The organism is Marinomonas sp. BSi20584 (assembly GCF_002792415.1).
Classification (GTDB): Bacteria; Pseudomonadota; Gammaproteobacteria; order Pseudomonadales; family Marinomonadaceae; genus Marinomonas; species Marinomonas polaris.
The window spans coordinates 64,005-78,590 of the sequence record NZ_KZ454880.1 but is presented as its reverse complement, the minus strand read 5'-3'; the positions used below and the strand labels follow the sequence as shown (position 1 = coordinate 78,590).

Annotated in this window: 14 protein-coding genes; 8 read left to right on the top strand and 6 right to left on the bottom strand. The window is 45.1% G+C overall.

Annotated elements, in window-relative coordinates:
- Window positions 1-22: 22 nt before the first annotated feature.
- Together TY87_RS12640 and TY87_RS12635 are read right to left on the bottom strand one after the other, a co-directional pair.
- Entirely contained in the window at window positions 23-562 is a 540-nt protein-coding gene (locus TY87_RS12640; protein WP_100187344.1) for a hydrolase, read from the bottom strand.
- A gap of 39 nt (window positions 563-601) precedes the next feature.
- Window positions 602-1,201, bottom strand: a complete 600-nt coding sequence (locus tag TY87_RS12635; RefSeq protein ID WP_100187343.1) for a pentapeptide repeat-containing protein — start codon at window positions 1,199-1,201, stop codon at window positions 602-604.
- A gap of 206 nt (window positions 1,202-1,407) precedes the next feature.
- Here TY87_RS12635 and TY87_RS12630 point away from each other — a divergent pair, with 206 nt between their 5' ends.
- The 8 genes from TY87_RS12630 to TY87_RS12595 all read left to right on the top strand — a co-directional run bounded on the left by TY87_RS12630 (window position 1,408) and on the right by TY87_RS12595 (window position 9,976).
- Entirely contained in the window at window positions 1,408-3,237 is a 1,830-nt protein-coding gene (locus TY87_RS12630; RefSeq protein ID WP_100187342.1) for an ABC transporter permease, read from the top strand.
- A 1-nt stretch (window position 3,238) separates the two neighbouring features.
- A complete protein-coding gene (locus TY87_RS12625) occupies window positions 3,239-4,423 on the top strand; it encodes an ABC transporter ATP-binding protein (protein WP_100187341.1) in 1,185 nt (394 codons plus the stop codon).
- 24 nt (window positions 4,424-4,447) lie between these two features.
- Window positions 4,448-5,566: an ABC transporter substrate-binding protein gene (locus TY87_RS12620; RefSeq protein WP_100187340.1), complete on the top strand. Its 1,119-nt coding sequence runs from the start codon at window positions 4,448-4,450 to the stop codon at window positions 5,564-5,566.
- Between the two features lie 97 nt (window positions 5,567-5,663).
- Window positions 5,664-6,536: an inositol monophosphatase family protein gene (locus TY87_RS12615; RefSeq protein ID WP_100187339.1), complete on the top strand. Its 873-nt coding sequence runs from the start codon at window positions 5,664-5,666 to the stop codon at window positions 6,534-6,536.
- Window positions 6,537-6,593: 57 nt separating this feature from the next.
- A complete protein-coding gene (locus TY87_RS12610; RefSeq protein ID WP_072837916.1) occupies window positions 6,594-7,229 on the top strand; it encodes a dual specificity protein phosphatase family protein in 636 nt (211 codons plus the stop codon).
- Window positions 7,226-8,248, top strand: coding sequence for a LacI family DNA-binding transcriptional regulator (locus tag TY87_RS12605; RefSeq protein ID WP_100187338.1), 1,023 nt, complete (start codon window positions 7,226-7,228; stop codon window positions 8,246-8,248). Before TY87_RS12610 ends, TY87_RS12605 begins: the two co-directional genes overlap by 4 nt.
- A 101-nt stretch (window positions 8,249-8,349) precedes the next feature.
- Window positions 8,350-8,763, top strand: coding sequence for an acyl-CoA thioesterase (locus TY87_RS12600; RefSeq protein ID WP_072838075.1), 414 nt, complete (start codon window positions 8,350-8,352; stop codon window positions 8,761-8,763).
- 139 nt (window positions 8,764-8,902) lie between these two features.
- The gene (locus tag TY87_RS12595; RefSeq protein WP_100187337.1) at window positions 8,903-9,976 is read left to right on the top strand and encodes a DUF748 domain-containing protein; all 1,074 of its coding nucleotides are present in this window, start codon (window positions 8,903-8,905) and stop codon (window positions 9,974-9,976) included.
- Between the two features lie 66 nt (window positions 9,977-10,042).
- Here TY87_RS12595 and iolG read toward each other — a convergent pair whose 3' ends face one another.
- The 4 genes from iolG to iolE all read right to left on the bottom strand — a co-directional run bounded on the left by iolG (window position 10,043) and on the right by iolE (window position 14,540).
- A complete protein-coding gene (gene iolG, locus TY87_RS12590; RefSeq protein WP_100187336.1) occupies window positions 10,043-11,041 on the bottom strand; it encodes an inositol 2-dehydrogenase in 999 nt (332 codons plus the stop codon).
- A gap of 156 nt (window positions 11,042-11,197) precedes the next feature.
- Window positions 11,198-12,013 carry a 5-deoxy-glucuronate isomerase gene (iolB, locus tag TY87_RS12585; RefSeq protein ID WP_100187335.1) on the bottom strand — a complete coding sequence of 272 codons (816 nt, stop codon included), beginning with the start codon at window positions 12,011-12,013 and terminating at the stop codon, window positions 11,198-11,200.
- A gap of 20 nt (window positions 12,014-12,033) precedes the next feature.
- Window positions 12,034-13,554, bottom strand: coding sequence for a CoA-acylating methylmalonate-semialdehyde dehydrogenase (locus TY87_RS12580; protein WP_100187334.1), 1,521 nt, complete (start codon window positions 13,552-13,554; stop codon window positions 12,034-12,036).
- A gap of 53 nt (window positions 13,555-13,607) precedes the next feature.
- Window positions 13,608-14,540, bottom strand: a complete 933-nt coding sequence (gene iolE, locus TY87_RS12575) for a myo-inosose-2 dehydratase (protein WP_100187333.1) — start codon at window positions 14,538-14,540, stop codon at window positions 13,608-13,610.
- Window positions 14,541-14,586: the final 46 nt, after the last annotated feature.

Genomic DNA, 14,586 nt, shown 5'->3' with positions numbered 1-14,586 from the left:
AGCCGCAATCGTACAAAAGTTTTTACTTAATTAAACTCAACGCACTTCTAAACTCATCCGCTCGACAATCACCAATCAACTCAAACAAACACATTTCAAGGCTAGTCACTTCTGCCCCTTTTCGAGCTAACTTGGCGAGCGCCATTTCTTTATTCTCTATAGATCGTGACGACACACAATCGCTCACCAGTTCCACTTCATAACCCAAATCCAGCAAGCCCAATGCTGTTTGATAAACACAAATATGCGCTTCAATACCGCTCACTAACCAAGTATTCACTTTGACCTTTTTCACGGCATCGACAAAAGCAGGCTCACCACAGGCGCTAAAAGAATACTTAGCAATCGGCTCAACCATGTCCAAGACTTCTCGCAATTCAGGTACGGTCGCGCCCAGTTTTTCTGGATTTTGTTCCAACCACAGAATGGGCAAGCCCAATAACTTTGCGGCCTTCACCAATTTAACGAGATTAGCAATAAACGCCTCGCTGTCATGAACAATAGTCGCTAGCTTTCCTTGGACGTCGATCACGACTAACCCCGTTTTGTCTTTTCTTAACATATCCATCTCCTGTTGTTTTTATTTTTATCTGCTATGTGTTTAAACTAACTTAATCCCTAACGACGTCAGCAAACTTACCGCTTCATAACGACAAAATATCGCGTTTTTTACGGTGTTCTTCTTCACATCAATATCGTAATTGGTTGCGCCGTTAAAATCCGCGCCAGTCAAATCGGTATTCACAAACAAACTATTGGTTAAATCGGTTCCAGAAAAACGTGCCCGAGAAAGCGTCGCTTCTCTAAAATCCACATCATGAGCACGGCACTCTTCGAAAACAATTCCTGATAATTTCAAGTCATAAAACGACGAGCCATTAACCATACATTCTTTAAAAAAAAGCGGCGCGCCAAGCTCCAAGCCTCGCCAATAAGCTTTTGTCCAATCCACACCCAAGACTTTTGATTCATAAAACTGTACATCTGAGAACTTACTATTTCTCACATTCACCGCGGTCAACTTGCATTTACGGAACTGACAATCTTTAAAAGTACAAGCATCAAAAAACGCTTCGGTAAAATCACAAGATTCAAACACACAAGACTCAAACACCTTACGGCTCACACTTTCCTGCACCATAGCTAAATCAGTAAAGGTTTTTCCATAAAACGCCTCATCGTTCGGCAATACATGTTCCATTGAATACTCCCACTATTTAGAGAAGCCAAAGTAACAGCAGAAATACAGTGGCTCAATCTAAAACATGCTTAACTTCGAATCATGCCATTTAATCTCATCAAAAGTGCGCTAAAAAACTTTTTTGCACATATGTGCAAAATGTCATTGGTTTGTCATAGACGAAGATTATTGTTTAGAAAATTAAATGTTTTTCTAAGGAATAATCTATGACCACCTTGCTCACCGCAGCAGAGCAAAAGAAGCCAAATCTTTGGCGACGCGCAAGGCATTCATTTGCTGTTGCCAGACATGAACCCGCTAATTTGATTGGTTTGGTTCTGGCTATTTTCTTTGCTTATTTGATTCTTGCACCTGTGCTCTCGATTCTTGTAGATTCCTTTATTGTGCAATCCGGTGATGAAGCAAGAACCCATCAGGACGAAGGCAGTTTCACCTTTTACTATATTGTACGAACTCTGTATTCACGCATTTCTGAAATCCTATTATGGCAACCGCTGTACAACACCTTAGCCATTGCCGCTGGTACTATGGTGTTTTCAATGAGTATTGGCGTGGTGCTGGCATGGTTAGTAAATCGCACTAACATGGCGGGACGCGCTTGGTTCGCCACGGCGCTGATTGTGCCTTTTATGTTACCGACGTGGACGTTCGCCCTCGCTTGGACGACAATTTTTAAAAACCGCACCGTTGGTGGACAACCCGGCTGGCTAGAATCCTTAGGCATCACTACATCAAACAGTGTGGCTTACGGTTATTTCCCTATCGTTTTTATCTTAGTTTTGCATTACACGCCATTGGTAATTTTGATTGTGGGCAATGCATTACGTCGTCTTGATACACAAATGGAAGACAGCGCTCGTGTGCTCGGTGCGCCATCACGAGTCATCGCCTTCTCTATCGTATTACCCTTGATTCGCCCTGCATTAATGTCAGCGGCTTTATTGATATTTGCCGACTGTATTGGCGAGTTCGCAGTTCCGTATATTTTAGGTTTACCAGTACGATACGACACATTAGCAACCGGACTTTATCGCGCCTTAGACACTCGTCAAAACGGCGTGGCAGCGGTGATCGCTGCGGTTATTATGATCATCGGTGTGATTACTTTGCTGATCGATGTTCGCATGATGAAAGAAGCTCGCCGCTTCGTAACCGTCGGCGGTAAAGGCAACATGGACAGGCTACGCAAACTTGGTCGCATGCGTTTGCCTGCTTCTGGATTTGCTGGGGCCTTTGTTTTAATCGGTGTGGTGCTTCCATTACTGACATTGTTTCTATCCACCATCATGATTTTGCCCGGTCGCTTTACGCTGGAAAACTTCACCTTTGATTATTGGATCGGCAGCAATTTAGACACGGTTGCCCTACGCAATGGCATCTTGCTGACACCAGAATTTTGGCAAGCCGCGTGGAACACTATTGTCATTGTCGGTTCGTCTTCGATGATATCTGGCGTCTTAGGGTTGTTAGTCGGTTATGCAGTATTACGTTGCTCATTCAAAGGTGTGGGTTCTTTCTTACGCCAAATTACCTTCTTGCCTTATTTGGTTCCCGGCATTGCCTTTGCGGCGGCATTTTTATCTTTGTTCGCTGTGGCTCGTGGCCCGATTCCAGCCTTATACGGAACACCGCTGATTCTCATCATTGCTCTCGTCGCGGAAAAAATGCCCTTTGCAAGTCGATCTGGTATCGCAGCCATGACGCAACTGGGCAAAGAACCCGAAGAAGCGGCACGTATTGCAGGTGCCAATTGGTTTAGCCGCATGACTAAAATCATTATCCCAATACAAGCAGGGCCATTGGCAACGGGCATTCTGCTGCCTTTCATTTCCGGCATTAAAGGCGTCAGCCTGTTCATTATCTTGGCGATTCCATCCACCGATGTACTCACCACCTATTCACTGCGTTTACTCGATTATAACTACGACCAAGCCGCCAATGCGGTGGTCTTGATGATTGCGCTTATCGCTTGGCTTGGTACCGTATTGATCCAAAAGATCTCCGGTACGGGTTTGGCTCAAGGTCTGGAGAATTAATATGCCTACTATCACATTAACCAACCTCACAAAATGTTACGACGGCAATACTGAACCTTCCGTCAACAAGGTTTCACTGACGGTAGAAGATGGCGAATTTATGTGTTTGCTTGGCCCATCTGGCTGCGGCAAAACCACCATTTTGCGTATGATTGCCGGTATCGAACATTCCACCAGCGGTGAAATTGCCGTAGACGATTTAGTTGTCGATTCTGTGCATCAGTCCTGCTTTATTCCGCCTGAACAACGTCGTATTGGATTGGTATTTCAGAACTATGCTCTGTGGCCGCACATGACAGTAGAGCGCAATGTGGATTTTGGTTTGCGCTTACAAAAGGTGCCTGCCCATGAACGCAAAGAACGTTGTTTAGATGTGATGAGCAAGTTACGCATTCTTGAATACGCAGACCGTTATCCGTCTCAATTGTCTGGCGGTCAGCAACAACGCGTTGCCTTAGCGCGCATGCTGGCGGTGAATCCGGGGGTTTTGCTATTAGACGAGCCATTATCGAACCTTGATGCGACCCTTCGCCTCGAAATGCGCGCCGAGCTGCGCCGTTTACATCAAACCTTTGGCACAACCATTATTTTTGTCAGCCATGACCAATGGGAAGCCATGACGCTTGCCAATACCATTGCGGTCATGAACAAAGGTCAGCTGCAACAAATCGGCACGCCAGATGAAATTTACGCCGAACCAAGCAATCGTTTTGTGGCTGAATTTATTGGTAACCCGAAAATCAATCTGATCAAGCTAAAAGAATCCAATGATAAGTTCATCAATCTTGCCAGCCACATTTTAGCCAGACAGCCAGAAAGTAAATTCGCCGATGTCTGCGCCATTCGCCCTGAAGAAATCATTCTCACCAACACAGCAAACATCAACACACTACCGATGGTCATAGAAAATATCATGCCCACAGGCGGTAGCTGGGTGATTGAACTGAGTTTCGGTGAAGACCGATTGTTCCATTCAACTCAGTCTCGTCCGAGATGGCATGAAGGCGATCAGGTAAACGCTTATTTGCCAACGCCATCACTGCACTTTTTTGATCATGATGAAAAGCGTCTTGTTCTGTCAGAAAGTCACCTTGATTACAGCAATTTACTGCCCAGCTCAGCATTACCTAATAAACAAAACGCTAATCAAATACACACGAATCAACCCTACGCTAAACAAGCATAAGCTAATCTTAAAAAGGAAACTGTTATGAACTTCCCGATGAAAAAAAGCCTTCTTGCACTGAGTGTTAGCTTAACAACTCTCGGTTCTATTTCAGCTTCAGCCGCAGACTCATTTGATCTTCAAGCATTAATCGCGGCCGCAAAACAAGAAGCGCCACTGACAGTGTATGACTCCACAGGGAAAATCGTCCAACAGGCAGAGTCCTTTAGTAAAAAATACGGTATTCAAGCAACAGGCATCAAAGCCAAAGCCTCGCAAATTCTAGAAATTGTTAGTCGTGAAGCTAGAGCAGGTAATGTGAAAGCTGACGTCGCTATTCTTGCCGATGCGCCAGCTGGCATGGAACAGTTGTTATCTAAAGGTTATGTCACCAGCTGGGTTCCTACGGATCTTGCCGTTAATATTCCAGCGACCTACCAAAACCCACTTACGGTGGTTTTAGCGCCCAATATTTGGGCTTATAACACAGGCCTTTATGACACCTGCCCAGTAACCAATGTGTGGCAACTTACTAAACCAGAATGGCGTGGCAAAGTCGCCATGCAGGATCCTCTTGGCAAACCATCTTACACTGATTGGTTTAACCAGCTAGCCACACATCATGACAAGGCTATGGCCGATGCGTATCAAGCTGAATTCGGCAAGCCACTAAAGACCAAAGAAAACAGTGCCACCGCGGCTTTCATAAAAGCCCTCGCAGAAAATCATCCACTAGTCACTAGTTCTGATACAGAAGCAGCTGATGCAGTGGGCGCACCAGATGTGAAGGACAGTTTTGTCGGCATGGTGAGCGCGGCGAAATTTCGTCAAAACGAAAATGGTATGAAGCTGGGTCTTTGTGCAGATATGGTGCCATTTAGCGGTTGGAGCTATCCAGGTTTAGGCTTCATTACCACGGGAACGAAAAGCCCGAATGCAGCAAAATTGTTCATTCATTACATGATGACAGCCGAAGGCATCGCGCCACAGGGTGTTGACGGTAAAATGTCGACCAACCAAACCGTTAAACTGCCTGATAACGAGCCAGCAGGTATCGATAAAGTCCGCGACCAAATCATGGGGTACGATGCTTCTACGGCAAAATCTGACTGGGAAAGCCGTCAAGACTGGCAAGACCTATGGAGCTTAAGCTTTAAAAAGTAAGCTAGAGATAGCTTCAGTAATAACTAAAAAAGAGATCAGTTAGGACAATAAAATATCTAGCTGATCTCAATCCAACATTTTAGAAAAGGATCCATCCTTGACACCCAACAACATCAAAAAAAGCGAACTAGAAAAACGCGAAGCCGCCCTGCACTCTATTACTCTAACCGCAGGAGCATTAGCACTAGAAAGCTATCGCGCCAGACAACCCGGCGATTTTACACTGAAGGGCCAGCAAGACTTTTTGACCGAAGCCGACGCACTGGTCGAAGAACACATTCGCCAAGCTATTTATAACCTTTTTCCTGAAGATGGATTACTTGGGGAAGAAACAGGAGGATCAACATCTAACCCCTCGCTTTGGGTAGTTGACCCGATTGACGGCACCGCCAACTTCGCTCGGGGCATAGATCATTTTTGTATTTCCATCGCCTTTGTGCATAACGGCGATACGTTACTCGGCGCGATTTATAATCCAGCGACGAACGAAATGTACTTGGCTAGAAAAGACCAATACGTCACAAAAAATGGTCAAGCTCTACGTGTTTCTAGCATAAGGGATACTCATAGCTCATCCTTTGAATTAGGATGGTCTACACGTGTTCCCCAAGATATCTACTTGGCAATAGTTTCTTCTCTTCTGGAAAGCGGTACCAATATACGACGTGGTGCCTCTGGTGCATTGGCATTGGCTTGGGTAGCCGAAGGCCGAACCGACGGCTACGCAGAATCGCATATGAATGCATGGGATTGCTTGGCAGGTTTACTTATGGTGCGAGAGGCTGGTGGACGAACTGGTGTCTACCCTAAAACTCACGAGGAGATAGCGCATGGTGGACCGATTCTCGCTGTCGCTCCCGGTGTGGCAGAACAGTTTGCCAATGACACCATGATATCGCTTGCAGCTGAACATAATGACCAAAAAGAGACGAATAACCAACGCGTGACTGAGCTTGAACTTACAGCCTAACACCTTGGCTCATTTGTACTTTATAAAAGACAAGCGCAAAAAAGAGAACGAAAAACCATGACATCTGAAAAAGTAAAAAAGCATTATCCACGCCCACCGATTAGCTTAATCGAAAGCAATATCCCTGGCTGGGGCGTCGACATTTATATTGGCGGTTCCACCGGTGTAGCTGACGCGGAATTGCTTGAAAAACACAACATCAAAGTCGTGCTGAACTGTGCCGTAAACTTAGACATAGACCTTGTGCATTCAGAAGAGCCAAACACACCGGAACATCTGCTAAAGCATGGTTCAGCTCGTGTTCGTTATTATAAAATTGGCCTTATTGACGGCCCTGGTAACCCAGAATCTATGGTCTTGGCGGGTTATCATTTAATGCGTTCAGCACTGGATCAAGAGCTACCCGAGAAAGCCTCTTATAAAGTTCGCGAAAAAGGCAATATCTTAGTGAATTGTCGCGGTGGACGTAGCCGCTCCGTCACCATAGTTGCCTTGTTTTTACATCTAGAATACCCAGATCGCTATCCTACGTTGGATGCAGCCATCGCGCACATTCGTAAAACACGAGAGCTTCATCCTGATGAATGGTTCGAAACCCCAAAACCGGCTTTGATTCACTTAGCAGAACGTGCCGCAAGCATGGAAAAATTATTGCGAGACGCTGGCTTTGGTCAGGACATGAAAAAAAAATGACACAGCAACGACCGAAAAACATCGCCAGCGCCGCAGAGGTTGCCAAACTAGCTGGCGTTTCTCGGTCTGCTGTTTCTCGCACTTTTACCCAAGGTGCGAGCGTTTCCAAAGACACTCGTGAACGTGTGCTGGCCGCGGCCGCAGAATTGAATTATCACGTAAATCATCTCGCCCGTGGCTTATCCAGTGAAAAAAGCCGACCTATTTGTATTCTAGGCGCCAATCTTAATGCACCTTATCAAGCAAGCTTGCTCGATGCTCTCACCCAACGTCTGCAACTGGCTGGTCGAGCCGTGATGGTGATTAACACGTCAGGCGGCGAAGCCAGTGCCGATGCGGCGTTACGTCAAACGTTAAATTACCGCGCCTCGGCGACCATCGTTTTATCAGGCACACCACAAACCACTTTGATTGAAACTTGTGTACAAAGCGGACAACAAGTCATCCTTGTGAACCGTGCCGGACAATTTGAAGGCACAGACCACATCAGCATAGATTACCAATCTACTATGGCTGACGCCCATCACATGCTGCTACGAGCAGGCTGTAAAAACCTTGCGGTTGTGTCGTCGACAATTCAATCGCCCAGTTTACTAACGCGTGAAAAACTGTTTATTCAAGCCGCCGAAGACGCCAAGCAAGCTTGCACCTTGTTACGAGCAGGACCAACGAGTTACCAAACTGGCGTAGACGCAGCACGACGTTTATTGGCCTCTCGGGATAGACCGGATGGCATTTTTTGTGTCACTGATCTGATTGCTTGCGGCTTTATGGATGTGGCGAAAAATGAATTTGGTCTACGTATTCCAGAAGATATCTGCATTGTCGGTTTCGATGATATAGAACAAGCAAGTTGGCTTGGCTATCAACTAACTACGTTCTCTCAACCACTTGGTGCAATGGCAGATGCTATTTCAACATTACTGGAAAACGCCTCTAACAAAGAACGTAAAAAACAACATCTAATATTTCACGCTCCACCAGTGTGGAGACACACCGTACGTCCAAGCGCTTCATAACTATTCAAATTCGCTGTTAGTAAAGTCGAGCGATTTTGTTATTTGCTTCTTGCTTAAAGAATCGTAATCTTTTGCGTTCGAACTTTTTAGAGGCAGTAACCATGCTCAACAAGACGCAAATAAAAGTACGCGGTTATCATCTTGATCTTTTTCAACACGTCAACAATGCTCGCTATCTAGAGTTCATTGAAGAAGGTCGTTGGGCTTTTTTTGATGAGTTTTTCGATGACAACGATTGGATGCAGCAAGATCTCGTCTGGCCAGTGGTTAACATAAACATTAATTTTAAATCCGAAGCGAATTTCGGCGATGTTCTCGAAGTACAAACCCGCTACACTAAAATCGGCAATCGCAGCATCACCATGCAGCAGACCATCATCAAGGTTCCAACCAATGAGATCGTAGTTGAAGCCGATGTGACTTATGTGTGCTTCTCCAAAGCCGCCAAAGCTGCCATTCCCTTTCCAGATGACTTCAGACAAAGAGTTGAGTTGTCTATTGCCGCATTTGAATAAGCCTTAAGCTATTTTGTTTTTCAATGTTAACTGGATTTAACATAATGCAAAGGTCTCGTATAGATTATGGAAAGCCTTGATTTTCATTGAGAAAAATCGCTCTGCATCTTAATCTAAATGCTAACAAGGAGAAATTAGCATGAAAGCAGAACGGCTGAAAAACACCATCACTTTTCTCGTGATGATCTTAAGTATTCTCATCATATTAAGACTGTATTTACCCTATTGGGCACTTTATACAGTGAATCAAAAATTATCCGATATGGGAGATTATTCGGGACACATAGAAAACGTCGACATAGATCTTTATCGAGGTGCATATCAGCTACAGGAATTATCTGTTTCAAAGATAAAAGGTACGCACAAAGTGCCATTCATTCGCGCCGACAACATAGATATTGCATTAAGCTGGCGCGCATTGTTCAAAGGCGAAATTCTGGCTGATATCGCTCTGAACGCACCACAGGTAAACTTTGTCGATAGTGATAAAGCAGATAATGCCCAATCAGGCAAAGGTGGAGACTGGCAAGGTGTCGTCGAAGGACTTATTCCTATTACCATTAGTAAAATCAGTTTAAACAATGGCAGCATTGCCTTTCGTAATTTTGAATCCGAACCGCCTGTTAATGTACAGCTTACCGAACTCAATGCTGAAGTGTCTAACCTGACCAATATTGCCGGACAAGACGGTAAACGTGTGGCGAGCTTAAATCTAGACGCAAAACTTCTGAATTCAGCCTCTTTGGAAATGAATGCTGAGTTCGACCCTTTTGTCTCAAACGATTTTAATATCGCCTTAAAAACAGAATCCGTTTCACTGCCTTTACTCAATGATTTTGCCCAAGCCTATGCCGGATTTGATTTTCGAGCAGGTACAGGCGAAGTGGTCAGCGAACTAAAAGCCGCGGATGGAGAACTAAACGGTTACGTAAAACCCTTATTCAAAAAAGTCGATATTCTTGATTGGCAACAAGACGCCGTAGAAGATGGCGACGGACTCTTTCAATTATCTTGGGAGGGGTTAAGTGGCGGATTAACAAGCTTATTTACCAACAGCGATACGGACAAAGCCGCTACCATCATCGAAATTACAGGTTCACTAAACGACCCTAAAGTTAGTGCGTTTGACGCTGTTTTAGAAGCATTGAAAAACGCCTTTATAGAAGCATTCGATAACAAATTTGAAGGACTTAAACCAAAGAGTGATGGTTGAATCTCCTAGCAAAAGACAATAAAAAAGGGCAAATCGCCCTTTTTTATTGTGGTAAAGATCGAGATATTACCAGGCCAAGGTTACTTTTTGCCCTGTTTCTAGTGATTTCTGTGCTGCATCAGCGAGCATTTGTGCACGACGTCCGTCTTCGAAGCTTGGAGATACAGACTTCTTCGCAAGAACATTTTCAATAAAAGACGTTAGCTGCAAGTTGTAGGCATCCACATAACGATCGATAAAGAAGTTATAAAGCGGATCTTTTACTTGTGTCGTGTCTTTGGTGAAACGCGTTACAGAAGTTGGCGTTTGGTTATTCGATATCACCATGCCTTCTGAACCAAACGCTTCCACACGCTGGTCATAACCGTAAATTGCACGACGAGAGCCGTTAATGTGAATCAAGCGACCAGACTGGCTTTTCATGATGACCATCACACTATCAACATCACCAATTTCGGTAATCTTCTCATCCACCATGGCGCTACCAAAAGCTTGCAACTCGACAATCTCTTCACCTAATACAAAACGCGCCATATCGAAGTCATGAATCACCATGTCACGGAAAATGCCGCCAGATGATTTAAGGTATTCCACTGGCGCCATGCCCGGATCACGACTGGTAATGATGATCTGTTCTAACTTGCCGATACTGCCATCTTGCGCCGCTTTGACCACTGCAGCATGGCTTGGGTCGTAACGACGGTTAAAACCAATCTGAATCGGCACATGGCAATCTTTAATTTGTGCTAAGCAAGCGTTCACCGTAGCCGTGTCTAAATCAATTGGTTTTTCACATAAAATGGCTTTGCCCGCTTTGGCCGCTTTAATAATCAGCTCCACATGGGTATCCGTACTCGTAGCGATTAAAACCGCATCCACTTCAGGATCGGCCAAGGCCATCTCGACACTGTCAGCAACCTTTGCACCGGTTGCTTTTGCTACCGCTTCCGCCGCTGGCGCATAGACATCAAATACATATTTTAAATTCGATTGAGCAAACGCCTGAATATTTTGGGCGTGCATTTTTCCGATTCGACCAGCACCAAATAGCGCAAAATTCAACATGATAATTCCTTAGGTATATTTAAGGCGACTACTGCGCTTGTAAATACTGTGTTAAAAACGAACTCGAAATACTCATTTATAACTATAAACTCCGTTTTCTCGTTCGTTTTTGCCTTGTCTTTACTTCGCTCGTAACGTCGCAACAGTTATTAAGGTTTAGAGCTGTTTATCTCTTTCAATAATCCACTCATGATCCGGATCATTATGAAAAATCCAATTCCGACTTGGTCCCGCCATGACGTTCAAATAATAAGACTGATAACCGTGTGGCACGCCAACTGGATGATAGCCTTCCGGAACCATGACTAAATCACCATCTTCCACGGCCATGGTTTCATCAATGCTGCGGTCATCGGTATAAACCCGTTGGAAGGCAAAGCCTTGTGGCGGATCAATCTTGTGGTAATAGGTTTCTTCCAACTGAGTTTCAGCGGGAGCCGCATCGGTATCATGCTTATGCGGTGGATAGCTAGACCAGCCGCCACTTGGCGTGATGACTTCACAGACTAACAAGCTGTCAGCCGGTTCGTTGCCGAACAAGATATTACACACATGTCGAGTGTTGCTGGTAACGCCTCGCGTTTCGTATTGGCATTGCTCAGGCGTGATCAATTTCGCTTGAAATCCGCCTTTACCCGGTGCCTTACAAAACGCCACTTCCACATCGGTAATCGCTTCAATTCGAATCTCGTCTTGCGCTGGCGAGTAAACTGAATATGGTGCTTTTTGCTCGAATACACTCATACGATCACCAATGTCTTTCCACGCTTCCTGCTTGGTACTGGCATTCGCTTTGCCCGATAAGATCACCGCACACACTTCGTCCATACCTGTTTCAATAACAACAGATTCACCCGCTTTAAGCTGATGCGCTTCAAAGCCAACGTAACGCCAATTGGCACTTTTAGGTGTTACTAATTGAGTCTGTGACTGCCCTGCCTGCTGGCTTCTTTTACTTAAAAGATGTGACATATTAAAAACCTCGAAACTTATTATTTCATGGTTGGCATTGAAAACTCAGCGCCTGCGCGTAAACCCGTTGGCCAGCGCGCCGTAATGGTTTTCATGCGAGTGTAAAAACGTACACCATCTGGCCCATGCATGTGCAAAGGTCCAAACAAAGAACGCTTCCAACCACCAAAACTATGGAACGCCATTGGCACAGGGATAGGCACATTTACACCAACCATGCCGACTTGAACTTTCTCAGTAAACTGACGCGCCGTATCGCCATCTCGAGTAAAAATCGCCGTGCCGTTGCCATATTCATGCTGATTGATTAGCGCCAAACCTTCTTCATACGAATCAACTCGAACCACACACAAAACAGGGCCAAAGATCTCTTCGTCATAAATGCGCATGCCCGCTTTAACATGATCAAATAAGGTTGGTCCGACAAAATAACCTTGCTCGTGATTTTTACGCACAAAATCACGGCCATCAACGACCAAGGTAGCACCTTGTTCAACACCTGAAGTAATGTAATCTCTAACCTTTTGCGCATGTTCTTTGCTGATTAGCGGCCCCATGTGCGGCTCTTCTTCAATGCCAAATTGCTTGTACAAACCAGGCCCTATCGTCATGGTGGAAATTTCTGTTTTCAGCTTGCTAATCAAATTATCAGCGACGTCATCACCGACACATACAGCAACTGAAATCGCCATACAACGCTCACCTGCTGAACCATAAGCGGCGCCCATTAGTGAATTCACTACTTGACTAGGATCGGCATCAGGCATCACTAACATATGGTTTTTTGCACCACCTAGAGCCTGAACACGTTTGCCGTGAGCACTAGCCGTGGCGTAGATGTATTCTGCGATTGGCGTAGAGCCAACAAAGCTCACCGCTTGAATGCGTTCATCGGTCAGCAAGACATCAACCGATTCTTTATCGCCGTTAACCACGTTAAACACACCGTCAGGTAAACCCGCTTCTTTTAACAATTCTGCAAGGCGCATAATGGTACTTGGGTCTTTTTCAGACGGCTTCATTACGAAGGTATTTCCGCAAGCGATGGACACAGGGAACATCCACATTGGCACCATCGCGGGGAAATTGAATGGACTGATACCAGCACAAACGCCCAGCGGCTGCATCAAGCTATAACTGTCGACACCACGACCAACATTCAAACTATGCTCGCCTTTTTGTAGATGAGGAATACCACAGGCAAATTCGACCACTTCTAGACCACGGGTCAATTCACCCATTGCGTCGGAATACACCTTGCCGTGTTCGCTGGAAATCAATTCCGCCAACTCATGGCTGTGTTCTTCTACCAAAGCTTTGAACTTAAACAGTACACGAGCGCGATTTAATGGCGTCACCTGAGACCATGTCTCAAACGCGGTTTGTGCAGCAGCAATCGCGCCTTGTGTTTCTTCAGCAGTGCTCAAGGAAACCTGCAATGACACATCACCTGTTGCAGGGTTAAAGACTTTTGCTTGGCGTGAGGAAGTACTTCCTACAATCTGGTTATTGATGAAGTTACCCATGACGTTATTAGACATTTTCTTCTCTCTTCTTTCTTATCGCTTAAAGTACGTGAATGACAAGTGCCAGATTAAAAATGAAAACCGGCCTTTTCTAAATTCGCCGACAAATACTCGTAGCCTTTTGTCGCATACGTTAATGGATGGGCAATCGCTGGATCTTGCTCCGCCTCCACCACAATCCAGCCGTGATAATCGGCGGCTTTCAGTACTTCAAAAATTGGGAAATAATCAATGCTACCGTCTCCGGGCACGGTATAAACACCATCCAGAACCGCATTCAAAAATGCACTGTCGCGATTAAGATTGTCTTTCAAAACAGCCGGGCGAATGTCTTTACAGTGCACATGTACAATGCGTTTGGCGTGTTTTTTCGCCATCGCCAAAGCATCGCCACCAGCAAAGGTTATGTGGCCTGTATCCAACAATAAACCCACATTATCGCCTGTCATCTGCATGAGTTTATCGACTTCTTCCACTGTTTCGATCACGGTTCCCATATGATGGTGATAGGCCATTTTTACACCTTCCGATGCCATATAATCCGCGACAGTTGTCATGCGTTTTGTGTATTCCTCCCACTGACTTTGGGTCATACGTGGACGTTGTGACAAAGGCACTGATTGATCCCCATGAACACAACCACTCACCTCGGCAAATACCATGACGTTAGAACCCAAGGCTTTTAGTAGATTAAGATGATCCTGCATGGCGGCAATTTCTTCTTCCACGCTACGCTCTAACAAACGTGCGCTGTACCAACCGGATACCAATGATAAGTCGTGTTGCTTGAGGATTGGTCCAAGCACACTGGCATTACGGGGGAATTTATTGCCTAACTCAATACCGCTGTAACCTGCCTGACGCGCTTCGCTCAAACAAACTTCTAACGGTGTATCAGCACCTAACGATGGCAAATCATCATTGGTCCAAGTAAGGGGATTAATGCCAATTCTGATCTTTGATTCGGTTGTCGCATTATTATTTTTATTCGTGCTGTTCATGAAGTTGCTCCAAGATCTCTGTTCTATTTTCTTATTGAAAAATGAA